The sequence below is a fragment of the bacterium genome (genome assembly GCA_036504735.1).
Classification (GTDB): Bacteria; Electryoneota; RPQS01; order RPQS01; family RPQS01; genus DASXUQ01.
In genome coordinates, this window is sequence record DASXUQ010000005.1 from 226,735 (window position 1) to 250,319 (window position 23,585).

Consider the following 23,585-nt stretch of genomic DNA (forward strand, 5'->3'; position numbering starts at 1 on the left):
GTCGGGAGTTTACAACCGCGTTTCGCCAATCGCTTCGAGGAATACCTCTTCGAGGTCCTCTTTTCCCACCAGGTCTCGGACCTCCGCGAGCGTGCCCGCAATACACACCTGTCCCTGGTGGAGAATAACGAGCCGGTCGCAGAGCTTTTCCGCCTCGCGCATCACATGCGTCGAAAAAATCACACACCGGCCGCGTTCGCGGGATTCGCGAATGAAGCGCACAATCTGCGCAGAGGCAAGAATGTCCAGTCCGGACGTAGGCTCATCGAAGATCAGAACCGGCGGGTCATGCATGATGGTGCGGGCGATGTTTACCCGCTGCTTTTGCCCGCTGGAAAGCTTATCACATCGCCGCGTCAGGAAACTCTCCATATCGAGTGCCGCAGCAATGTCCTTCACCTGTTGGGCGATTCGGGCTTCGGAAAGACCGTTCAGCCGTCCGAAATACTCCATCATCTCCCGCGCGGTGAGACGGCCATAAACCCCGGTATCCGCCGAAAGAAAGCCGATAGACTTGCGCACCGCATCCGGCTCCCCAAGAACGCTGTGTCCGGCAATATGGGCGTCGCCCGCCGTGGGTTTGAGCACCGTGGACAGCATGCGCAAGGCCGTGGTCTTCCCTGCCCCGTTGGTTCCGAGCAGGCCGAATACTTCGCCCGCATGCGCCTCGAAAGTCAGGTCACGGCATGCCGTGACCACGCGTCCAAGGGAATCGTAATAGTCCTTGCGGAGGTGTTGAACGGAGACAAGAGTATCGCTTATCATCAGCGGGGATTCTGGCCGGCGCGGGGAATCATGGAATTGGTAATCGTATTCCAGTTGGGATTGTAGGTTTCGCCGGGCATGGTACTATGCACCATATCCAGGTCGCCATAGCCGCGCGTGTCGGCGAACACAAAGATGACGCCGCCCCTCAGTTTGTCGTATTCCCACGTCTCATTGTCATACGTGGAGGAGTTGACATCGCCGCGCACCACGCGGTCCGGCTCGCCATAGAGCACAAAGATCCGGCCGCGATCTGTCTTCCAGCCCGCCTTCTTCAGGAAGGTGTAGCGGCGGTTGGCTTCAACGATCCGCGCAAAATACTGGTTAGCCGCATCCGGCTTCTCCAGTTCTTTTTCCTTCCAGTATTTCACCAGAAATGCGCGCTTGCCATCGGGCGTCAGCCGCTTGGCCTGTCTGGCTTCGTCGCGGGAGAGCACGTACTTCATCCATTGAATAGCGCTGTCCGCGTCAACCACTTCCAGGAAATTGGGCGCCGCCGACGCGACGCGCTGGTCATAGCTAGGTTGATGCTTGAAGGTGCTGCCTGCCGCCAGGTCTTCCTTACGGTACGTCCAGAATTTCTTTCGGGCCACCGCCGATCGTCCGGACCGGAGGCTCTTCACTTCCACATCGAGGTAATAGATCCCCGTGCGAAGGGTCGTGACGGGAAATCCATCGGCGATGACACCGGTATGTCCGGCGGCACGATGCATCTTGCTGGTCTCGGGCCGGACCAGTTTGCCTGACTCCGCATCCACCACCCGCTGGAAGACCGCATAGGAGTCGACTGCCGCCGAATCGAAGTCTAAACCGTACGTTTCGAGATAGTAATAGAACACCGGAAGCTTCGTTCCGTAGAACCGGGCAGGATTGGGAATCAGCAGCACGCCGTTCTTGACGAAAGGCGAGTTTTCCTTGACGAATTCCAACTTGCTGCCGAGTTCGATATCGGATACCCGCAGGGAATCTATGGTCAGTGCAGACACGCGCAAGGTGTCCTGGATAATATCGCGGGCATCAGGCGCGGCCTGATAGAGAGACGCCCGGATTCCATAGATCCCGGGCACCATGAAGAAACGAAAGGCATGGGCAAAATACTGACCGGAGATGTTCTTGCGCGCTTCGGTGGTGTCTACCACGTCCCGCGCCACAAAGGTGTCGGTCATCGAGACTTCGTTATCCTTGAGGATCTCCAGCAGCACGCGAAAATCTGCGATCAGGGAATCTCCCGTGCGCCGATATTCGAGACCGGCCCGCTGGACTGAGGTGTACACCTCCACGTATCCGAGCGAGTCTGACGCACGGAAGGCGGCCGCATCCATATCCAGAGTGGAGCCGGCATGGCAGCGATGAGCCGCGACGAGCGTCAGCAGCGCCGCGAAGAGTAAGGCAGTGAATCGTTTCATGATGTTCGCCAACCTTTCATCAAGTGATAGATGAAAGCAACCGGACGGAAACAAGCTTGGAAATGCCTTCTTCTTCCATGGTCACACCGTACAGATTGTCGGCGATCTCCATGGTCCGGCGATTATGAGTAATCAAAATGAACTGCGTATTTTCCGCATGCATACGGATGACGCGATTGAAGCGGTCAATGTTGGCGTCGTCGAGCGGAGCATCCACTTCGTCGAAAACGCAAAACGGTGACGGCTTAACGTGGTACAGCGCGAAAAGCAGGGCAATCGCCGTCATCGTCTTTTCACCGCCGGACATCAGGGACAGGGATTTCAGGCGTTTGCCGGACGGATTGGCCCAGAGGGTAATGTCGGCTTCGAGCAGATCGTTGCCGCTGAGAATCAAGTCGGCCTCGCCCGCGGCGAAGAACTCCTGAAACAGCCGCTGGAAGTGAGAACGCACGGCCTCAAAGGTGTGCAGGAAGCGCGCCTGCGCAGTTTCGTTGATGCGGGCAATGGTCTCTTCAAGCGTCTTCTTAGCCTTGAGCAGATCGTCGCGCTGCTGGAGCATGGTTTCGAGCCGCTGATTCTCGCGGGCGTGCTCCTCGATGGCGAGGGAGTTTACGGGACCGAGGCGCTCGATCTTGTGCTTGCATTCCTGCAGCAATTCCGGCGAGGTCTCGGTTTGCAGAATATTAGGATTCTGCTCCACGAAATCCTCGGCGGTCAAATCGAAATTGAACTGGGCCTGGGCGCTGTGGATGACCGCATCCAATTCGCCCCGCAGGCGGGCAATTTCGAGTTCGATCCGGCGTTCTCCCTCGAGTTCACCGGAGTGGCTGTCGCGCAGATTGCGCAAACGGTTCTCCTGTTCGGCGATGCGGTTGCGGATCTCATCCAATTGCTGCGACGCCTTATCCACGGTTTGCGCGGCCTGATCACGCTCGCGATACTTTTCGATGGACAGCGCGTCCAATTCCTTCAGCCGCTTCTCCAGTTCGACCAGATCATTGGCGGCCTGCTCAGCATTCTGCTCGGTGGTCTTCAGGTCCTCGGCGAGTTCAGTCAGCGTCTGGTTAATGCGCTGCTCATCGACATTCAGCATTTCGAGACGGTGACGGGCGGCGTCGTGTTCGCGGTCGGTGGTGTGCTTGCGGTCCCGCTCGGTCGCCACAATGCGCTGGGATTCGGACAAATCGCGGGCAATGTCGCCGCCGGATGCTTCCGCAGCCTTGACCTCCGCGTCGGCAGTTTGCGTGGCTTCCTGGGCCGCCGTAAGACGCACATCACAATCGGCAGTCTTCTGGTCCAGATCGGCAATTTGAGTGCGGGCGCCTTGCGTACGCTCATCAAGGGCAGTGATCCGGGTTTCGAATTTGACCTGCTGCTCACGGATGCCTGTGCGCCGGGCACTGAGACCATCGATGCGCTTCTGCACACTGCCCAATTCCTGTTCAACCTGCGCAAGTCCGCTGCGCTGCGCGCGGATCTCTACCAGTGTCGCTTCACGGGTGCGGGTGGATTCGTCGAGACGCTGACGGCCCTCGGTCATCTGGCGGCGTAAGCCGAGATCCACGGGGACTCCAGCGTCGTTGGACCCGCCGAACAGCAGGCCGCCACGCCCGATCCACTGACCATCCAACGTAACGAGCGTGCAACCGTTATCGCGCGCCCACGCGAAATTCGCCACCGCCGAAGACCAATCTTTGACAATGACAACGCGTCCAAGGAAATGCTCGAGCACCGGATTTTGCGCCTGGCCATTCAAAATTCCCAGCGCGGTGCCGACCGTGCCTTCCGGGGGTTGAACCGGCGGCGGAGCATCCGAACGGAATTCGGATACGGGAAGAAACGTTGTCTGTCCGGCGTTTTCGCGGCGCAACAGGTCCATGGCGTCCAAGGCGGACTCGACCGATTCCGTCAGATAGTAGTAGGCGGCGGGACCCAATGCGGTCTGCAAAGCGCGGCGGTACTCTTCGGCAACGTCAATGGTATCGCCCAGCAACTCGATCAGTCCGCTCACAGGTTTGGACTTCAACGTGCGCAACGCGCTGTGGGAGCGTGGCCCCTTTTCTTCGAGAGTGGCCAGCAGCTCGAGCTTGGAGCGAGTGGCGTCAATCAAGGAAGCGAGGGCGCGCACATTCTCTTCGAGCCGGGAGAGTTCGGCGCTGCGGGTTTGCGATTCTGAAATCAGCCGCGCTTCCTCCGCGCGGGCGGCAGCCTCCTCGGCGTCCGACGTCCCCATTTGTGCCTTGAGTTCCTGCAACCGTCCCGCTGCAGATTGACGCTCCGCATCCACCGATTTCAGGTCGTTCTGCAGCATCTCTTTGCGGCTGACGAACCCGGCACGGGCCATGGCGATCTGCGTCATTTCGTTCTGGCATTTCGACGCGTGGGAACGCAGCCCAGCCAGTAATTCCGCATGGGCACGGGAACGGGACTGCACTTCCTGCAAGCCAGCCTCGGCGGCAGCCAAACCTTCAGCGGCCTTGCGCATACGCTCTTCAGCCTGCGTCAGTTCTTCGCGGCAAACCGTCTGTGCTTCCTGAATACCGGAACGGCGGGTTTCGAGCAGGCCGCGCTTGTCCATGTGCATCTGACGCTCGCGGCGCGCACGCTCAATGGTCTGCCGCGCAGATTGGTCACGGGCGCGCAGTCCGGCTTCTTCCGCTTCCATCGCGGAAATTTCCGATACCACCGCTGCCAGTTTCTGGCGGAGCGCGCTCGCATCCTTGTTGACATCGATTTCGGTGGTACGAATGGCCACAAGATTCGCTTCCTCGAGACGGATCGCGGTCTTGACGGCTTCGGACGATGCCGAAGTTTCCTGCATCGCCTGCTCGAGAGGCAAGAGTTCGTTGCGGAGCCGGACATATGACGTGTAGGCCAGCGCAGCCTCTAAGGCATGCATCTGCGCGGTCAGATCGTCATAGCGCTTGGCCCGCATGGCCTGACGCTTTAGAGAAGACACCTGGCGCTCGACTTCACTCACGATGTCCGCGAGACGAACCAGATCTTCTTCCGTTTGACGAAGCTTCTGCAGCGCCTGTCGGCGGCGAATCTTGTAATGGGCCACGCCGGCGGCCTCTTCAAACAATGTGCGCCGTCCTTCGCCATCTTCCCGCAAGATGTCCTCGACCATCTTGAGTTCAAGAATGGTGTAAAGGTTCGGGCCCATGCCGCTGTCATGCAGCAGATCGGTGATGTCCTTCAGGCGGCGTTCGCTGCCATTCAGCAGGTACTCACTCGTTCCATCGCGGTACAAGCGGCGGGCGATTTCCACTTCGGCGTAGGGTACATTCAACCGACCCGACTTGTTGTCGAGCGTAATCTTGACCTCGGCAAGACCCGCGCCGTTGCGCGAAGCAGTGCCGTTGAAGATCACATTCTCCATGCGATCGCTGCGCAGCACATGCGAGCGCTGTTCACCGAGCACCCAGCGCAGCGAATCCACAACATTGGACTTGCCGCAACCGTTCGGGCCGACCACGCAGGTAATGCCGGGAGCGAATTCCAGCCGGGTAGGTTTGGCGAAAGACTTGAATCCGTTGATGGAAAGAGAGAGAAGCTGCATTACAAATTCTGGCGTTTAGAGGGTGAGCGATTACGCGTTTAACAAATCCTGCAGGAGAGTATTCAGCACCTTGGGATTGGCCTTGCCGCCGGTGAGCTTCATCGCTTCTCCCATGAAGAAGCCGAACAGGTTCTTCTTGCCCGAACGGTAGCGGCTGAGTTCATCGGGGAACCGGTTCACTAAGTCGGTGAGCAGCGGTTTCAATTGATCCGAATCGCCGGTTTGCGACAGGCCTTCATCCTCGATGATTTTGGACGCGCTGCGGCCATCGGTAATCATCTTGCGGAAGACATCCTTCGCCTTGGTCAGCGAGACCGTCTCCTGCTCGACGGCACGGATAAGTTCTGCCAATCCTTCGGGAGCAAGCGGGAAGTCCGCGATGGACCAGCCGCGTTCGAGAAGCGCGCGGCGAATTTCGCCCTGCATCCAGTTGGCGGCGGCGCGGGGGTCGATCCCGGTGCGCATCAGGGACTCGAAATAGTCGCCCATGTCGCGTTCCGAGGCGAGCAGGGAAACGGCTTCCTCGTGCAGTTTCAATTCTTCGCGATAACGGCGGCGGCGCTCCCACGGCATTTCGGGAAGGCTCGAACGGATGCCAGCCACGTAGGCGGGAGCGACGTTGAGCACCACAAGATCCGGCTCGGGGAAGTATCGGTAGTCATCGGAGCCTTCCTTGCGGCGCATGGCACGGAGTTCCTCAGTGGACTCGTCCCACAGCAGGGTCTCGCGCCGGATCGTACCGCCGGATTCATAGACACCGATCTGGCGCTTGCGTTCCCATTCGATGGCCCGTTCCACCGCGCGAATGGAATTCAGATTTTTGATTTCCGACCGCTCGTTCAGCGTGTCCTGGCCGACAGGCCGAACCGAAATATTGACATCGCAGCGCAGGGAGCCCTCTTCCATGTTGCCGTCGCAGACTTCGACATAGCGGAGCAGTTCCCGTACGGCGGTGACGAAGGCTCCGGCTTCCTGCGGAGTTCGAAAGTCCGGCTCGGTGACGATCTCGACGAGCGGCACGCCGCAGCGGTTCATGTCGACAACCGTGGAGCCGTCATTCTGGTGCATGGATTTGCCGGCGTCTTCTTCGATGTGAGCGCGCGTGATGTTGATGCGCTTGATGCCGGCGTCCGTCTGAATATCGAGGAATCCGCCCGTACTGAAGGGCTCGTCATACTGCGAAATCTGGTAGCCCTTGGGCAGATCCGGATAGAAATAGTTCTTGCGGTCGAACTTGCAATGCGGATGAATCGTCGCCTGCAACGCCAGAGCAAGCTTCGCCGCCTGCCGCACGACATCCTGATTCAACACGGGCAGCGCACCGGGCATGCCAAGGCATGTCGGACAGGTGAGGGTATTGGGCGGTTCGCCGTACCTGTTCGGGCAGCGGCAGAAGGCCTTCGTCGCCGTCATAAGCTGCGCGTGAATTTCCAGACCAATGATCAGTTCATACGTCATCGCGCGCCTCCGCTCTGAAGGTGCTCGACGTCTTCGCCAAGCTGAAGGATCAGTTCCTCGGAAAAATGCGGGCCGCAAATCTGCATGCCGATGGGCAGTCCGTCGCGATCTTTTCCAACGGGAACGGATACGGTGGGAATGCCCGCAAGATTGGCAGGGACCGTGTAGATGTCCGACAGATACATGGCAAGGGGATCATCGATCTTTTCGCCGAGACGAAACGCGGTGGTGGGGGTGGTCGGCGTAATCATCACATCGACGTCGCGGAAGGCCTGCTGGATCTCGTCAAGCAGAATCCGGCGCACCTGCTGCGCTTTGCGGTAATAGGCGTCGTAGTATCCGGCGGAGAGTACAAAGGTGCCCATCATGATGCGGCGACGGACTTCAGGGCCGAAGCCTTCGCCGCGCGTCATGGCATACACATCGGCCACGCTTTTCGCGTCAGGATCACGCCAACCGTAGCGCGCGCCGTCGAAGCGAGCCAGATTGGAACTGGCTTCCGCCGTGGCAAGAATGTAATACACCGGAATCGCATATTTTGAATGCGGGATGGAAAGCTCCACGACGTCATGACCCGCGCCGCGAAGTTTGTCCACCATCGCCATGACCGATTGCTCGACATCGGGAGCCAGACCGTGTTCAAAACAGTCCAACGGCAAACCGATGCGCAGCTTGCGATTGAGTGGACGGAGGCCGCCGTTATGCTGCGGAGGCGGAACATGCGCGCTGCTCGAATCCATGCTGTCCACGCCCGACATGACGCACATCAAGTCGAAGATGTGGCGGCAGGAATGCGCGAACGGCGAAATCTGATCGAGGGACGATCCGAAGGCGACCAGTCCATAGCGGGAAATGCGGCCATAGGTCGGCTTAAGGCCCACGATGCCGCAAAAGGCAGCGGGCTGACGGACGCTGCCGCCGGTCTCGCTGCCGAGTCCACCGTGCACCCATCCGGCGGCGACGGCCACGGCACTGCCGCCGGAAGACCCTCCGGCAACGCGGGTTGGGTCGATCGGATTGTGCGCCGGTCCGAAGATGGTGTTCTCCGTGGAGGAGCCCATAGCGAATTCATCGAGATTGGTTTTGCCAAGCACGATGGCCCCGGCACGTTCGAGACGTTCCACAGCGGTGGCGGTGAAGCCACTGTGAAAATCATCCAGAATGCGCGAGGCGCAGGTCAGGCGCTCGCCCTTGATGGCGATGTTATCCTTGATCGCAAGCAACCAGCCGCCGAGAGGAAGATCCTCCCCACCCTTCAGCGCATCGCGTACGCGCACAGCTTCTCGCCGCGCACGGTCGTCAAAAAGAGTGACAAAGGCCCGCAGATCTTTTCCGTCTCGGGCCAGTGCAAGGGACTGTTCAACTGCGTCCGGAATCCGGTCCGGGTGGAGTTTCAGATGTTCGGGGCTGGGCAGCAGGATTGGCATGGACTTCGGTTTTAGGTGGCTCGCTGTCGGAAGTCGCGGTGGACGGCGGGGTAGGCTTTACAGGTGGTGGCGGTTCGTTCAGTGGGGCGTTAAGTTCCCGTTGAACGTCCTGCGTGGCGCGGCGGAATTCCGCCAGCCCCTTGCCAAGGGATCGGGCCAGTTCGGGCAGCCGCTTGCCGCCGAACAGAAGAAGAACCACGACGAGGATAAGGAAGATCTCGGAACCGCCGAGATTCATGGACTCCGCTCCTTAATGCCGCTTCAGGATGCGAGTTCGGGCAGCGGCTTCTTCTGAGCCGCGCGCGAAAAGGCATCCGCCATGGAAAGGAAAATCCCCGCGCCGTCCGTGCCGTTGATCAGCGGATCGCAGGCGCGTTCGGGGTGAGGCATCAGACCCAAGATATTTCCCGTGGAGTTCGTAATGCCGGCGATGGCATTGATGCTCCCGTTCGGGTTTCCGGCATCCAACCGGGTTTCATCGTCCGTGGATGCGTAACGGAAAAGGACGCGGCCTTCCGCTTCCAGTTCGCGGATGGTGTTCGCATCGGCCACATAGCAGCCTTCGCCGTGAGCGATCGGCATCGAAATGAGCTGGCCTGCCTGATAGGCAGAGGTGAATTGTGTGCGCGAGTTCTCGACGCGCATGGTGACCATGCGGGACGCGAACTTCAGCGAACGGTTGCGGATTAACGCTCCGGGCAGCAGTTCCGCTTCGCAGAGAATCTGGAAACCGTTGCAGATGCCGATGACCGGACCGCCACGTTTGGCAAAGGCCCGCACGTCGTTCATGATCGGCGAAAGCTTGGCCAGCGCCCCGCAGCGCAGATAATCGCCATAGGAGAACCCGCCGGGGATCACCACGGCGTCGCACGCGCCCAGAACGTTCTCCTTGTGGAAGACATCCCGCACTTCATAGCCCAGAACGCGGCCCAGCGAATCCACACAGTCCCGGTCACAATTGGAGCCGGGAAAGGTGATGACAGCGAAAATCACGGAACCTCCACCCGGTAGGTCTCGATCACAGGATTCGCCAGCACGGTGCGTCCGATCTCATCAAGCAGTTGGCGCGCTTCGGCATCCGGCATATCGTCCAGTTCGAATTCGATCAATTTACCGATGTGGACATCCCGCACCTTGGACTGTCCCTGATGCTGCAAGTATTGGCAGACGGTCTGGCCCTGCGGATCCAGCACCCCCGGCTTATAGGTCACGTAGACTTTGGCTTTCAACGTTGTCCCCGATGATAAACGGTAACAGGTTCGGTGTTCTCTTCATCCAGTTCCTCGTCCTCTTCATCTTCCTTGACTTCGCGCACGAACAGCGCACGCAGCGCGCCGGTAATGAGCGCAACCGAGACCACGGCGGCCAGGGACGGGAAGGTGTAACGCGGCGGATTGATCACGATGAACGCCACGGCGATCATCAGGAAGAGCATCTTCACAAGATTATAGCCCGGCTCGCGCAGCGTGAAGCGCGGCAATCCGGGGAGCGGCAAACGACTGACCATGAGCAGACTGGTGAGAATCACCAGACCGGCCAGAATGTTGGTGTCGAGGATCTGTCCCCACGTCGAGTAACTCATGACCACGAAGGACGCGATCAGGCAGGCGTGGAGCGGGGAACTCAAGCCGATGAAGTCGTGCGCTTTGCCGTCGGCGGTCACGTTGAAGCGCGCCAGACGGATGGCGGCGGCCAGAACCGGGATAAAGGTCACAATCAGTCCGGGCATACTCAAATTGGAGAATGCAACCGTGTAGATCAGGCATGCAGGCGCGAAGCCGAAGGACATCATGTCGGCCAGCGAGTCGAATTGCAGGCCGAACTCGGAACCGCCACCGAAGAAGCGGGCGGCTTTGCCGTCAAATGCATCCAGCACGGCGGCAAAGACAATCAACCACGCCGCCAGTTGCGGATGGTTCTCCATTGCCAGCAGAACGGACAAGAAGCCGCAAAACAAGTTGCCCGACGTCAGGATGTTAGCAGGCCATCGTCTCATCATTTATCCTCTGTTGGAAATTTCGCGATCACAGATTCTCCCGCATGCACCACTTGTCCGGGCTGGGCTAACAGCTCAGCGGATGCGGGCAGATACACATCCATTCGCGAACCGAAATAGATCAAACCGAAGCGGTCGCCCGTTTTGACACGGTCGCCGCTCTTCAGACCGCAGGCGATTTTGCGCGCAATTGCGCCGGATACCTGCCGCCAGCCCACGGGTCCGTAGACGGACTCCGCCTGGACCTCCACGCGGGCATTTCCCGAAGCGCGTTCCGAACCTGCGTGGAAGTACGAACCCGGAATATTGTTGACCACCTGCACCTGACTCGAAAACGGCACACGGTTTACGTGCACGTTGAAGACGGACAGGAAGATCGCCACGTGCTTGCGACCATCGGGCAGCGACTCCACGGCAAGCACTTTGCCATCGGCGGGGGACACGACAATGCCCTGCCCCTGCGGAGTGTGACGCACCGGATCGCGGAAGAACGCCAAAAGCACCAGGCCGAGAAACGCGAAGACGGCGGCCAGGGTGATGGCCAGAGTGCTGCGGGAGACTCCCACCCAAATCAGTGCGGCAACCGCAAGACCAAAGAACGGCGCGACAATAGGAAAAGCTTCAGGCGCAAATCGCATCAGTAGCCTCCTGCGCGCACGACGGAAAACTCATATGGCATGAATGAGACGTTCAAACAACTCCCGGTATGCTTTCTCGACGCCGCCAAGATCCTGCAGGAACCGGTCCTTGTCGAGCTTCCGGTTTTTCTTCTTATCCCAGATCCGGCATGTATCCGGAGTGATTTCATCTCCAATGCAGAGATGGTCTCCCGAAACGCCGAATTCAAGAGAGAATTCCACCAGCAGCAGCCCGCGGCGGTCGAACAGTGATTTCAGAATCGCGTTGGCCTTGGAGGCCATGCGTGCCATGGTGCGGATGTCATCCGTTTTGGCGTAGCCGAAGGCCTGGGCGTGGGTGTCGTTAATTTGCGGATTTCCCAGCCGCGGAGCCTTGAGAAAGAACTCCGTTACCGGCGAATCCAGTTGCTGCCCTTCGTCCAGTTGAAAACGTTGAGCCAGTTTTGCCGAAGCGACGTTATGCACCACGACCTCAATCGGGATCATCCGGAGCTTGCGCACCAGAAAATCGGCCCCCACGTTGGGCTCAACAAAATGGGTGGGCACATGCGAATTCTCGAGATACTGAAAAAGGAAACTCGAGATACCCGCGTTGATTTCGCCTTTGCCCGGAATGCGGCTCTTTTTGCTTCCGTTCTGGTCGAGGAAATCATCTTTGAACTCCATGACCAGCAGATTCTCGCGGTCTGTCGTGTAGAACCGCTTGGAGCTACCTTCGAAAAGCAATTCCCGTTTGTCCAAGGTCGTCCCTTATCTTTTGAGCCGGTTATTCGGCTTCAAGAATGCCAAGCCGGCGCAGGATTCGATCCGACATGTCGTAGCGCGGTTCCACACGCAGAAGGTCAGCAAGCTGCTCCCTGCTCAAAACCGCCGTCACTTCTTCGTCCTTCGCAAGTTCATCAAGGAAGGAACTGTCTCTCTCCAAAACAGCCTTCGCTGCCTGCTGCACATGAGCGTAGGCCGTCTCCCGCGTCCACCCTGCCTTGGTCAAGGCAAGCAGCACGCGTTCGGAAGCCAGCAGGCCGTGAGTCATATCCAGATTGCGGGCAATGCGCCGCGGATTTACATCCAAACCGTCCAGCACCCGGATCAGCACATGCAGCATGTAATCCAACGCGATGCAGGCATCCGGGAAGATCACGCGCTCTGCGGACGAATGGGAAATATCGCGCTCGTGCCACAGGGCAACATTCTCGAGACCTGTCAACGCATAGCCGCGGAGCAGCCGCGCCATGCCGCAAAGCCGCTCGCAGAGAATCGGGTTGCGCTTATGGGGCATTGCCGACGAGCCCTTCTGCTTCTTGCCGAACGGCTCGAAGGCTTCGGCCACTTCGGTGCGCTGCAGATGGCGGATTTCGGTGGCAATGCGCTCCACGGTGGTGCCGACCAGCGCCAGCAGCGACAGGAATTCAGCGTGCCGCTCGCGCGACACGACCTGCGTGGATATCGGCGCGACGCCGATGCCCAGCCGCTGCATCACATTCTCTTCCAATTCCGGGTCGGTGTGGCCATAGTTTCCTACCGCACCCGACAGCTTACCGACCAGCACGCGCTGCAAGGCCTGAATCATGCGCTCGTTGTGGCGGGCGAATTCATCTTCCCACAGGGCGAACTTCAATCCGAAAACCGTCGGTTCCGCGTGAATGCCGTGGGTGCGACCGACGGTCGCCGTACGGCGGAATTCCAATGCCCGGCGGGACAGGATCACGCGCAACGCCGCCATGTCTTCAAGCAGCAGTTGCGACGCGTCCTTGATCTGCAACGCGAAGGCGGTGTCGACCACGTCCGAAGACGTGAGACCGACATGCACGAACCGGGAATCGGGTCCGACATAGCGGGCGATCACTGTCAAGAAAGCGATGACGTCGTGTTGGACTTCCGCTTCGACTTCCTGAATTTCCGCCGGCGTAAATTTGGCCGCCTGCAGGATCTGCCGGGCCGCGTCAGCGGGAATCTCGCCGCGTTCCACCCGGGCTTCCACCACGGCGGCTTCTACCTTCCACCAATTTTCATAGCGCGCCTGCTCGGTCCAAATCCGCGCCATGGGCTCGCGTGAATAGCGTTCGATCATCCGGCTCCCTGGCCTTCCTGTGGAAGGGCGACAAGCGTTAATGTAATGTCCATTGCCCGGCCTTTGCGGAAGATCTTCAGCGGCAGCTTATCCCCTACGCGCAAGTCGGCGCTCTTCAAAATTTCCTGCGCCCCCATCGCGGTCTCGATGGCCTTGCCGTTGATCTCCAGCAGAATATCCTCCACGTGAATACCCGCCTTGGCGGCTGGGCTGCCGGGATCCACACTGGTTACGACGGCGCCGTGGTTGTTGGCTAATCCTTGCAGGCGGGCGTACGTCGGTGACAGATCCAGTGCGCGAATTCCGACCCAGAACTTGCGGTTGACTCCGCCCTTCAGAAGATCATCGATCGTGGCCGTGATGCGATTGGACGGGATCGCAAAGCCGATGCCGACCGAACCGCCTGACTGTGAAAAGATCATCGTGTTCATACCGACAGCGACTCCATCGGCATTGAGCAACGGTCCGCCCGAATTGCCGGGGTTGATGGCAGCGTCGGTTTGGATCATATCGGTGTAAACGCGTCCGTCGATCGCGCTCTGAAAATCGCGGTGCACGGCGGAAATGACACCGACCGAAACGGACGGTTGATCATTGATATCAAACAGACCGTACGGGTTTCCCAGTGCAATCGCCCATTCACCGACCAGCACATCCTGGCTGTCGCCCAGCGGAATGCACGGCAGATTCTTGGCGTCGATTTTCAACAGGGCCATATCCAGCAGCGGATCGGTGCCCACCACTTTGGCCGGATATTTGTTGCGCGTGGTGGTCGTAACAAACACCTGCGCGGCGTCGCGCACAACGTGTTCGTTGGTGACGATGTAGCCATCCGGGCTGATAATAAACCCCGAGCCGAGGTTCTGCACCTTCTGTTTGATGGTCGGCGGCCACAGGCGCTCATCGAACATCATCCAGCCGAGGGGATCCACCGGCCTGTAGGGATTGCGCACTTCGCGAAGTTGTACAACGTTGATGCCGACCACTGCGCCCGAGGTATTGGCTACCGCGCGGGTAATCGCATTGGAGCGGCTGCCGGACAGTTCGGCGGTCACATCGTGCGCCTTGGGATCATCGGTCGAAAACGTTTTGGGCGCGTCTGTCCCCGCGCCGGACGCGAGATGGGCACGTGCCACTTGAGAACCCGTAGCGAACCCCCGCAGCACGTCAATCTCCTGCTCAAGCTGCTGATTGCGGTGGAACTGGTAAAAGAACAGTCCTCCGAAAATCAGGCCGATTGCAAAGAAATTAAGTACTTTCATCACCACGTGTCAGAATCCTCATTCCTTGGCTGGCTATGTTCCCGCCAGGGTTCGTAACCTACTTTGATCAGTGTCAGGCCTGCCGCTGGCGCTTTCGGTCCGGCTTGCCGGACATCTTCCGCCGCCATAATTTGCTTCAGTCGTTCGATTTCAGTCTTTCCACGGCCTATGTTGACAAAGGTTCCAACAAGCAGCCTGACCATGCCGTGCAAAAACCGGTTCGCCTCAACGCGGAATTCAAGGAAGGGATCAGCGGCGATCCATTCCGCGCGGTAGACGGTGGAGAGGTAGTGAACCTCTTTGGGATTGAAATGGGCAAAGGCCCGGAATCGGTGACTGCCCAGAATGAGTTGCGCGGCTTCATGCATTGGACGGTGGTCCAGGGTATTGGGACACGTCCAGCAGTAAGAACGGCCAATGGCAATCGGTCTGCGAGCAATGCGGTAGCGATATCCGCGCCACTGTGCGCTAAAGCGCGCATGAAAGTCGGATTCTGCCAGTTGAACATTCCGCACGCGAACATCCGGGGGAAGCAGGGCGTTCATGGCCCGGAAGACGACTGGCGGCTCACGGTAGCTGTCCACCCGAAAATGAGCGACTTGCCCAGTGGCATGAACTCCAGCGTCCGTTCGCCCGGCCCCGATGACAGGAACCTCTTCGCCGAATAGCTCTATTACAGCCTTCTGAAGGCAATCCTGAACGGTTCTCTCGCGCGGCTGGAACTGCCATCCGGCGAAGTCCGTGCCGTCATATTCCACATCGAAGCGATATGTATATTGTCGATGCAGATCGGAATCGATGGGAGCGCTCAGGTTCAGGTCCATAAGGTCAGAACACACCCTATAGCGAACAGAAAGGTGGCAACCCCTTCATACGGCGACACTTCGGAAGCATTCATGGAGGTGCGTTTCGCCGCCGGATCAAAACCTCGGGCTTCCAGGGCCAGGGACACCTGATCCGCGCGCCGGAAGGCATTGAGCATCAGCGGGAAAAGCAGCTTTCGATTTCGCGTCAACTTGTCCCAAATTGTCTTGTCTGCTGGTTCTCCGCGTGCTGCTAAGGCAAGGTTCAGCCGTTGATATTCCTGTTCGAGGAACGGCACAAACTGCAGGGCCAAGCTTATGGTCAATTCGAGATGCGCCGCCTTTGCCCGCCAGAATGGCAGTTTAGCAGCCAATCGCGCCAACTCCCGGCTATACTGTTGGGGGGTGTACGCATTTAGCAGCGCAATTCCCAGCGCGAGGATCACCACAAGGCGAGTCGTGAAGAATCCGGCAGTGGCAAGCCCCGACGCATTAAGATCAATTCTTGGCCAGAAGCTGAAAGCTGCGGATGGATGGCTGCTTAGCGCTGCGTGCAGCAGGAAGGTCAGCAGCAGGAACGGCCACAGCTTTAGCGTCTTCCGTCCGACCACAGTTAGCGGGACGCGCCCCGCCAGCATCATACACAAACACAATACTATCAGTAAGATAAATGGAAGTAAGCGATTGACAAAGATCAACGTTCCCATCAGGACCAGCGAAGCAAAAAGCAGGCTAACGGGATGGGGACGGAAAGGCGCGCCCGACTCCAAAAGTACCTCTTTATCTGCGTGAAACTATCAAACATACAAAGAATTGCAGCCAAAATCAAGCGGCTCTTTCTGCCCATCTCCGAAGCGAAATCGCCCCGGGAAGAGCTTCCCGGGGCGATCCCAAAAATCAACGGAAAAAATCGCTTATGCGAAGAAGAAATTGGTCTCGATTTCACCGTTCTCCGGAGAGTCCGAACCGTGCACCGCATTGCTTTCGATGTTCGTGCCGTACAGCTTGCGGATCGTCCCGGGATCAGCCTTCTCAGGATTGGTTGCACCAATCACCTTACGCCAGTGATCCACGGCGCCTTCACGCTCAAGACGGCCAACCACAACGGGACCACTGGTCATGTAGGCCACTAAGCCGGAGAAGAACGGACGCTCTTTGTGGACGGCATAGAAGGCTTCCGCCTGCTCCTTTGTCAGGTGCAGATAGCGAAGACCGGTCACGTTGAAGCCTTCCTTCTCCACACGGGCGACGATGTCCCCGATGTGTTTCGCCCGCACAGCGTCGGGCTTAATGATCATCAGCGTTTTTTCCATTAACGTCCCATTGCCTTTACCATCTGCGCACCGATGTCGCCGGGCGAATCCGCCACGAAAATGCCGGCTTCACGCAGTGCTTTCACCTTCTCCGAAGCCGTGCCTTTGCCACCGGCGATAATGGCACCGGCGTGGCCCATGCGACGTCCCGGAGGAGCCGTCATGCCCGCGATGAACGCGGCGACGGGCTTCTTGAATTCTTTCTGAATGTACTCGGCCGCTTCTTCTTCCGCGCTGCCGCCGATCTCGCCGATCATGACCACCGAATCGGTGTCCGGATCGTCTTTGAAGAGCTTCAGTGCGTCGAGGAAGCTGGTACCGTTGACCGGATCACCGCCGATGCCGACGCAAGTGGACTGGCCGATGCCGCGATCCGAAAGCTGCTTCATAGCTTCATAGGTGAGCGTGCCGGAGCGGCTGATAACACCGCACTTGCCGGTCTTGGCGATCATGGTGGGCATGATACCCATTTTGCCAATGCCGGGAGACAGCACGCCGGGGCAGTTCGGGCCGACCATGCGGGAATTGGAATTGCGCAAGAAATGCTTGACGCGCACCATGTCCTTCACCGGAATGCCTTCGGTGATGGTGACGATAAAGCCGATGCCGGCGTCGATCGATTCGAGGATGGCGTCGGCGCAATATGCCGGGGGAACGAAGATCACCGAAGCATTGGCGCCGGTCTCTTTGACTGCCTGCGCTACGGTGTTGAATACGGGAAGTTTGCCTTCCCACGTCTGCCCGCCCTTGCCGGGCGTGACACCACCGACAACCTTGGTGTTGTAGTCCAACATCTGGGTTGTGTGGAAGGTGCCTTCCGTGCCCGTGATGCCGACCACGAGGACGCGGGTTTTGTCTGTCAAAAGTATGGCCATTTACGGCTCCAATCCGAAAGGATGAATTTACAGTTGTATGTTGTGACTCAAGCCCGCGATGCTTACGCCTGCGCGGCCTTCACCGCCTTCTGAGCGGCATCTGTCAAGTCTTTCGCCACGATAAACGCGACGCCGGATTCGGCCAGCATCTTGGCGGCGATGTCGGCGTTGGTGCCTTCGAGACGGACGACGACGGGCACCTTCACCTTCGTCTTCTTCACGGCTTCAATCACGCCGCCCGCGACGCGGTCGCAACGGACGATACCGCCGAAGATGTTGATGAGAATCGCCTTGACGTTCTTGTCCGAGAGAATAATTTCAAAGCCCTTGGACACGGTCTCCGTGTTGGCGGTGCCGCCAACATCGAGGAAGTTAGCCGGCGTGCCGCCGAAGAGCTTGATGATGTCCATCGTGCCCATCGCCAAACCGGCGCCGTTGACCATGCAGCCGACCTGGCCGTCGAGCTTGATGTAGTTCAGATTGAACTTGGAGGCTTCGACTTCCGCCGGATCTTCTTCGGACAGATCGCGCATCGCGAGGATATCGGGATGACGGTCGAGGGCGTTGTCATCGAGATTAACCTTGGCATCGAGGGCGATCACCTTGCCGTCACCGGTAACGACGAGCGGATTGATCTCGAGCAGGCTGGCATCTACGGCTTCATACGCCTTGTAAAGCGTGGTGAAGGTCTTGACACCGTTCTTGAATGCATCGCCGGTCAGACCCAGAGCGAACGCCAGACGGCGCGCGTGATAGGGCTGAAAACCGGTAGCGGGATGAATGTAAACCTTGACGATCTTTTCGGGAGTCTCGGCGGCGACCTTCTCGATCTCCATGCCACCTTCGGTCGAGACCATGAACACATTCTGCGACACGGCACGGTCGAGCAGAATGCCCGCGTACAGTTCGCGCTTGATGTCCATGCCTTCTTCAATCAGCAGACGCTGAACCTTCTTCCCTTCCGGGCCGGTCTGATGCGTGATGAGTTGCATGCCAAGAATCTGGCCGGCGTACATGCGGACTTCTTCCTCACTCTTCGCGAGTTTGACGCCGCCGCCCTTGCCACGGCCGCCGGCGTGAATCTGCGCCTTGACTACGACCGGATATTTGCCCAGACCCTTTGCGATCTCCACCGCTTCGTCCACCGAGAATGCCACGCGGCCGCGCGGCACGGGAACGTCATAGCGGGCAAGAATCTCTTTACCTTGATGTTCGTGAATTTTCATTTTGGCTCCACGCCTTTAGCAGGGAAATGCACGCACGCGCCCGGTTTCATAGAATCAGTCCGGTACGATCGTGGTGCCACTGTTGCCGTCCAGACTCTCCAGAAATCTGGAGAGTGCACAAATAATCACTCGCTGTCCGCCCGCGCGCAGGAACTTGATTGCCGCTTCGATCTTCGGCCCCATGCTGCCGGCGGGAAAATGTCCTTCCTTGTAGTAGCCTTCCAATTCGGAGACCGTCACCCGTTCGAGATTCTTCTGATCGGGGGTTCCGAAATGCAGAGCTACGTAATCCGCGTCGGTGAGGATAAACAATTCCTGCGCGCCAATGTCGCGACCCAGAATTGCGGCGGCACGGTCTTTGTCAATCACTGCATCCACACCTTCCAGCCAGCCGTCCGGCTCGCGATAGACAGGGATTCCGCCGCCACCTGCCGCGATGACGATCTTGCCGGACTCGATGATCTGTTTGATGGTCGGACCGTTCACGATCTCGAGGGGTTGCGGGCTTCCCACCACACGGCGCCAGCCACGATCCCCGTACGGTTTCACCGTCCAGCCGTGCGTTTCCGCCAGTTCGGTCGCCTGACGCTCCGAGTAAAACTGTCCGACAAACTTGGTAGGATTGAGCAGCGCCGGATCGTTGGGATCGACCAGCACCTGCGAAACAACGGTCACGACTTCCGGATGCAAGCCGCGGCGCAGCAGCACGTTTTGAAAGCACTGCTCGATCATATACCCCATGCCGCCTTCGGTATCCGCCACAATAACGCCAAGGGGCAGCAACGGCGCACGATCCTTGGCGCATTCCACCCGCAAAAGCGCATTACCGACCTGCGGACCGTTGCCATGCGTGATGGCCAGCCGATAGCCGCGCTCCACCAATCCGGCAACGCCGGTCAGCGCCTCGCGCGTGTGGCGGAACTGGTTGGCAATGGTGTCGGTTTCGCGGGGATTGGAAATGGCGTTGCCGCCTAAGGCAACAACAGCAACCGGCGATGAAGATTCCGGGGATTTGGGCACAGGAGTAGTTGATTCACAAGAAGATAGTTTGCAATAACTATCACAACGCAGAGTGAACAATATACAAGAACTTGCTCAGAATGTCAAGCCGGATTTGCGCCGGGTTGGGACTTCAATTCGTCCAATTTCTGACGTTCCAGCTCTTCAAGACGGACTGCCGCCTCTTCCCATTGTGTCAGCAGTGCCGGTAGTTCTTTGCGAATCTGTTCATATTCCGACATCAGAGTGCGGCATTTGTCCGGATCCCGATAGAGTTCTTCATCGGCGAGGAGTTTTTCGATTTGAAGTTTGCGCGCTTCGTGCTTGTCGATGCGGGTCTGGAGACCATTCACGTCGTCCCGCACAGCACGGAATGCGCTGGACAAACGGTTGCGGATTTCCGCTTCGGCGCGTTTCTGCTCTTTACTCTTGAACTTGGCGTCGGTGCCGGTCGCAAAGGGGATGCGCTCGGACTTATTGTCTTTTTGCGCACTTGAAGCATCGGTCAGGCCCTTGCGGGACAGGTATTCGGAGAGGTTGCCCGGCCAGTCGCGCAGCGTTCCGCCTTCGATTTCCAGCACTCGATTAACGAGCCGGTCGAGGAAGTAGCGATCATGGCTAACCACGAGCAGTGTTCCTTCATAGGCATTCAGAGCATCGAGCAGCACGTTCTGAGAGGCCATGTCGAGATGGTTGGTGGGCTCGTCGAGAATAATGAAATTGGACGGATGCAGCAGCATCTTGGCCAATGCGAGGCGTGATTTCTCTCCGCCGCTGAGCACGGACACGCGTTTGTAGACATCGTCGCCGGAAAACAGAAACGCACCGAGCAGACTGCGCAACCCGCTCTGCGGCGCCGAGCCGGATTCGGCCTCGAGCTGCTCGAGTACAGTCAGGCTGGAATCGAGGTGGAAATCGGCTTCCTGCGCGAAGTAATCGACCGTCACGTTATGGCCGAGTTTGATTTCGCCCGTGGTCGGCTGATCCACACCGACAATCAGGCGGCAGAGCGTTGACTTTCCCGCACCGTTCACGCCCACCAGTGCCACCTTTTCGCCACGGGACAACACCACGCCGGCATCATGGAAGACGTTGCGGTTGCCGTAGTTCTTGGTAACGGCTTTGATATCGAGTACCACGCGACCGCTGGACGGGGCCGCAGGAAAACGGAAATGCACCCGCTTCGTGTTTGCCGGAGTGACTTCGACGTCTTCCAGTTTTTCGAGCATCTTGACGCGGCTTTGAACTTGCCGGGCCTTGCTGGCTTTGTAGCGGAAACGGTCGATGAACGCTTCCAGTTTCTCGCGCTCGCCTTCCACCTTCTCCGCACGCGCTTCAAGCTGTTCCTGCCGTTCGGCGCGCGCCTTCTCGAAGGTCGAGTAGTCGCCGAGATAGACAATCAGTTCGCTGCGCTCCAGAGACGCGATACGGCCTACAACACGGTCCAGGAAGCTGCGGTCATGGCTGACAATGATCAACGAGCCGGAGAATCGGCGCAGGTAATCTTCGAGCCAGACCAGCGCCGGCAAATCCAGATGGTTGGTAGGCTCGTCGAGCAGCAGCAGATCGGGATCGAAGAGCAGGAGTTTGGCCAGTGCAATACGCATCTGCCAGCCGCCGGAAAACTCTTCGATCTGGCGTGTGAAGTCCTCTTCTCTGAAGCCCAGACCGCCCAGCACACGCGCGACCTTAGCTTCGGCGTGATAGCCTTCGAGATCTTCCCAGCGATGTTCGAGCACGCCCAGTTCTTCGATCAGCTCGAGGTTGTCCGGTGATGCGGCTATCTCCTCGCGCAGTGCCGTGATTTCGACCTGGAGATGCGGCAGGTCAGGAAGACCGCTCCAGGCTTCTTCAAACAGACTGCGGCCCTTGTGAGCGACGCCATCCTGCGGCAGATACCCGACCGTCAGATCGCGGCTGCGTTGAATTGTGCCGGATGAGGGTTCATTCTGCCCGGCAATCAGCCGAAGAATCGTAGTCTTGCCCGCGCCATTGGGGCCGACAAGACCATATCGCTCGCCGCGAAAGATAGACCAGTTGACATGGTCAAGCAGCGTGCGGCCCGGCAATTCTACGGTCAGTTCGGAAAGGTGCAGGAGTCTCATGACCGTCTCGCCAATGCAACCGGACGGCGCGCCGTTTGAATGCGCGTGCCGCCTTTACCCAAAGCTTCAAGATAAATAATATAGAGTCCAGTAGGCATCATGCGCCCGTGATCATCCTTTCCATCCCACAGTTTCTCGCCCGAGTAACCCGCCGCTTCGTTGTTGGCGAGACGGCGAATCAGGCGTCCTCGCACATCGTAAATCTTCAGATCCAATCGTGAATCCGGCTGCTCGAGGCGGTACTGAATACTGAGCACTTCGTTCCGGCCGTCGCCATCCGGCGAAAACGGATTCGGCTGCACGCGCAGCACTTCCACTCCACCACCCGCGAAAGGCATGGCGCGGGAGTTCGGCCGTCCCGGCGTGGATCCGGTGCTGTCCAGACACGAGGCCCAATTCAACAGGTCGTTCGACGCAGCCTGCGACGCGACGCGCTCAATGCTTATCCCTGCGACGCCGCTACTCCATGAGGGACGGTAATCCACACGATCTATCATCTGGCCATCGGCACTGTAGAGAACCAGGGAATCTCCGCTGTTGTTCAGCGTGACGTGTGTGGTGTTCCATATGACAGTCGGCACATTCGCCGGAACATTTTCGAAGAGCATGGTGGAATCGGAGGCGAGCAGCGCGAAACTCTGCGGCGCAATGGTCACATCCGGCAGGTTCACACGCCGGGACGTGTCGCCGATGCCGGTGCCGTCGCTGAACCGCCAGCCTGCCAGATTCCACGGGACCGCGCTGGGGTTAAACAGTTCCACCCATTCGCTGCGTTGCGGCTCCGGGCTGAACATAATCTCGTTGATGACAATGGCAAGAGGGGCACCCGCAGCTCCCACAAGCAGCATCCGGCGGTCATTGGTCTCGATCTCATCAGCACCGCTCAGATCAGCCACCAGAGACAGCGGAGCATTGGACTCCATGCGCAGGCGGTGCGAGAACCGGGCAGAGTCGCCCACGCTCAGCGTTCCGGTTGGCCACGCGGCGAGCAGCGTCAGCACATTTCCCGATTCCGACCGGTACAACGACAAGGAATCGCCAAACACGGATCTGCCGACGTTGGTGACTTGTATTGTCACACTGAAACTGTCGCCCGATTGAGGTGATGAGGGTTCAGCAAAGAAGGCCGTGACGGCCAGATCCCTGTCTGGAGGTGTTACGCTGTTGCGCGCACCGGGCGTGCCGTACAACACAGCGGAGTCTCTCCAGTTCGAGAGGCTGTCACCATCTTGCGGCAGGATCTTCTCATCGGAGAATCCTTCCGTGTTGCCGATATGATAGGCGTAGCGGGAGCGGATGTGGCCTTGAGCATCGATGAGCGTGAGTGTATCGGAACGGTCGTTCACTAATCCGCGGCTGCCGAAGGCGGTATTGTCGATCGTCACGACCAGCGCGGACGATGGAATGCGCCCGTCGTAGGTAGTGCTGCCTTGAGCAAAGTAGTCCGGGTCCATAATGAGCACATACTGGTGTGGAGCGGCAATCAGCCCCTGCTCCATCGCCACGACCGCGTCCGTATCGGCACCGATCACAAGCCGCCAGCCGCTCACTGAGGCGGCGAATTGGCTCTCGTTGTAGAGTTCGACGAACTCGTCGGTGTTATCGGCACCGGCGGGATTGTACATGATTTCGTTCAGCGTCAGCGCAAAACCATGCTTTGCCATCATGAGCCCGCAGAG

General features: G+C 58.7%; 21 protein-coding genes. All 21 read right to left on the bottom strand.

Going from position 1 to position 23,585, the window contains the following annotated elements:
• Positions 1–9: 9 nt before the first annotated feature.
• Positions 10–765 carry an ATP-binding cassette domain-containing protein gene (locus VGL38_02805; protein ID HEY3294345.1) on the bottom strand — a complete coding sequence of 252 codons (756 nt, stop codon included), beginning with the start codon at positions 763–765 and terminating at the stop codon, positions 10–12.
• Positions 765–2,171 (bottom strand): GWxTD domain-containing protein, encoded by a 1,407-nt coding sequence (locus tag VGL38_02810; protein HEY3294346.1) that lies wholly within the window; start codon positions 2,169–2,171, stop codon positions 765–767. Before VGL38_02810 ends, VGL38_02805 begins: the two co-directional genes overlap by 1 nt.
• Before the next feature lie 19 nt (positions 2,172–2,190).
• Positions 2,191–5,733 (bottom strand): chromosome segregation protein SMC, encoded by a 3,543-nt coding sequence (gene smc, locus VGL38_02815; GenBank protein HEY3294347.1) that lies wholly within the window; start codon positions 5,731–5,733, stop codon positions 2,191–2,193.
• Between the two features lie 30 nt (positions 5,734–5,763).
• A complete protein-coding gene (gene gatB / locus VGL38_02820; GenBank protein HEY3294348.1) occupies positions 5,764–7,191 on the bottom strand; it encodes an Asp-tRNA(Asn)/Glu-tRNA(Gln) amidotransferase subunit GatB in 1,428 nt (475 codons plus the stop codon).
• On the bottom strand, positions 7,188–8,618 hold the full coding sequence (gatA, locus tag VGL38_02825; protein ID HEY3294349.1) for an Asp-tRNA(Asn)/Glu-tRNA(Gln) amidotransferase subunit GatA: 1,431 nt from the start codon (positions 8,616–8,618) through the stop codon (positions 7,188–7,190). The genes gatB and gatA overlap by 4 nt, the downstream gene beginning before the upstream one ends.
• On the bottom strand, positions 8,551–8,817 hold the full coding sequence (locus tag VGL38_02830; GenBank protein HEY3294350.1) for a twin-arginine translocase TatA/TatE family subunit: 267 nt from the start codon (positions 8,815–8,817) through the stop codon (positions 8,551–8,553). The genes gatA and VGL38_02830 overlap by 68 nt, the downstream gene beginning before the upstream one ends.
• A 62-nt stretch (positions 8,818–8,879) precedes the next feature.
• Positions 8,880–9,611, bottom strand: coding sequence for a phosphoribosylformylglycinamidine synthase subunit PurQ (gene purQ, locus VGL38_02835; GenBank protein ID HEY3294351.1), 732 nt, complete (start codon positions 9,609–9,611; stop codon positions 8,880–8,882).
• Positions 9,608–9,847 (bottom strand): phosphoribosylformylglycinamidine synthase subunit PurS, encoded by a 240-nt coding sequence (gene purS / locus VGL38_02840; protein HEY3294352.1) that lies wholly within the window; start codon positions 9,845–9,847, stop codon positions 9,608–9,610. Before purS ends, purQ begins: the two co-directional genes overlap by 4 nt.
• Positions 9,844–10,617 carry a CDP-diacylglycerol--serine O-phosphatidyltransferase gene (gene pssA / locus VGL38_02845; protein HEY3294353.1) on the bottom strand — a complete coding sequence of 258 codons (774 nt, stop codon included), beginning with the start codon at positions 10,615–10,617 and terminating at the stop codon, positions 9,844–9,846. Before pssA ends, purS begins: the two co-directional genes overlap by 4 nt.
• A complete protein-coding gene (locus VGL38_02850; GenBank protein ID HEY3294354.1) occupies positions 10,614–11,252 on the bottom strand; it encodes a phosphatidylserine decarboxylase in 639 nt (212 codons plus the stop codon). The genes pssA and VGL38_02850 overlap by 4 nt, the downstream gene beginning before the upstream one ends.
• 30 nt (positions 11,253–11,282) lie before the next feature.
• Positions 11,283–11,993, bottom strand: a complete 711-nt coding sequence (locus VGL38_02855) for a phosphoribosylaminoimidazolesuccinocarboxamide synthase (protein HEY3294355.1) — start codon at positions 11,991–11,993, stop codon at positions 11,283–11,285.
• A gap of 25 nt (positions 11,994–12,018) precedes the next feature.
• Positions 12,019–13,323, bottom strand: coding sequence for an adenylosuccinate lyase (purB, locus tag VGL38_02860; protein HEY3294356.1), 1,305 nt, complete (start codon positions 13,321–13,323; stop codon positions 12,019–12,021).
• Complete coding sequence (locus VGL38_02865; GenBank protein ID HEY3294357.1) at positions 13,320–14,585, bottom strand: trypsin-like peptidase domain-containing protein; 1,266 nt, start codon at positions 14,583–14,585, stop codon at positions 13,320–13,322. The genes purB and VGL38_02865 overlap by 4 nt, the downstream gene beginning before the upstream one ends.
• A complete protein-coding gene (gene truA, locus VGL38_02870; GenBank protein ID HEY3294358.1) occupies positions 14,585–15,409 on the bottom strand; it encodes a tRNA pseudouridine(38-40) synthase TruA in 825 nt (274 codons plus the stop codon). Before truA ends, VGL38_02865 begins: the two co-directional genes overlap by 1 nt.
• Complete coding sequence (locus tag VGL38_02875) at positions 15,400–16,158, bottom strand: energy-coupling factor transporter transmembrane component T (protein ID HEY3294359.1); 759 nt, start codon at positions 16,156–16,158, stop codon at positions 15,400–15,402. The genes truA and VGL38_02875 overlap by 10 nt, the downstream gene beginning before the upstream one ends.
• Before the next feature lie 144 nt (positions 16,159–16,302).
• The gene (ndk, locus tag VGL38_02880; protein HEY3294360.1) at positions 16,303–16,701 is read right to left on the bottom strand and encodes a nucleoside-diphosphate kinase; all 399 of its coding nucleotides are present in this window, start codon (positions 16,699–16,701) and stop codon (positions 16,303–16,305) included.
• A complete protein-coding gene (gene sucD, locus VGL38_02885) occupies positions 16,701–17,576 on the bottom strand; it encodes a succinate--CoA ligase subunit alpha (GenBank protein HEY3294361.1) in 876 nt (291 codons plus the stop codon). Before sucD ends, ndk begins: the two co-directional genes overlap by 1 nt.
• A 62-nt stretch (positions 17,577–17,638) precedes the next feature.
• The gene (sucC, locus tag VGL38_02890; protein ID HEY3294362.1) at positions 17,639–18,802 is read right to left on the bottom strand and encodes an ADP-forming succinate--CoA ligase subunit beta; all 1,164 of its coding nucleotides are present in this window, start codon (positions 18,800–18,802) and stop codon (positions 17,639–17,641) included.
• 54 nt (positions 18,803–18,856) lie between these two features.
• Positions 18,857–19,822, bottom strand: a complete 966-nt coding sequence (gene arcC / locus VGL38_02895; protein HEY3294363.1) for a carbamate kinase — start codon at positions 19,820–19,822, stop codon at positions 18,857–18,859.
• Between the two features lie 83 nt (positions 19,823–19,905).
• Positions 19,906–21,906: an ABC-F family ATP-binding cassette domain-containing protein gene (locus tag VGL38_02900; protein ID HEY3294364.1), complete on the bottom strand. Its 2,001-nt coding sequence runs from the start codon at positions 21,904–21,906 to the stop codon at positions 19,906–19,908.
• Positions 21,903–23,573, bottom strand: coding sequence for a lamin tail domain-containing protein (locus VGL38_02905; protein HEY3294365.1), 1,671 nt, complete (start codon positions 23,571–23,573; stop codon positions 21,903–21,905). The genes VGL38_02900 and VGL38_02905 overlap by 4 nt, the downstream gene beginning before the upstream one ends.
• Positions 23,574–23,585: the final 12 nt, after the last annotated feature.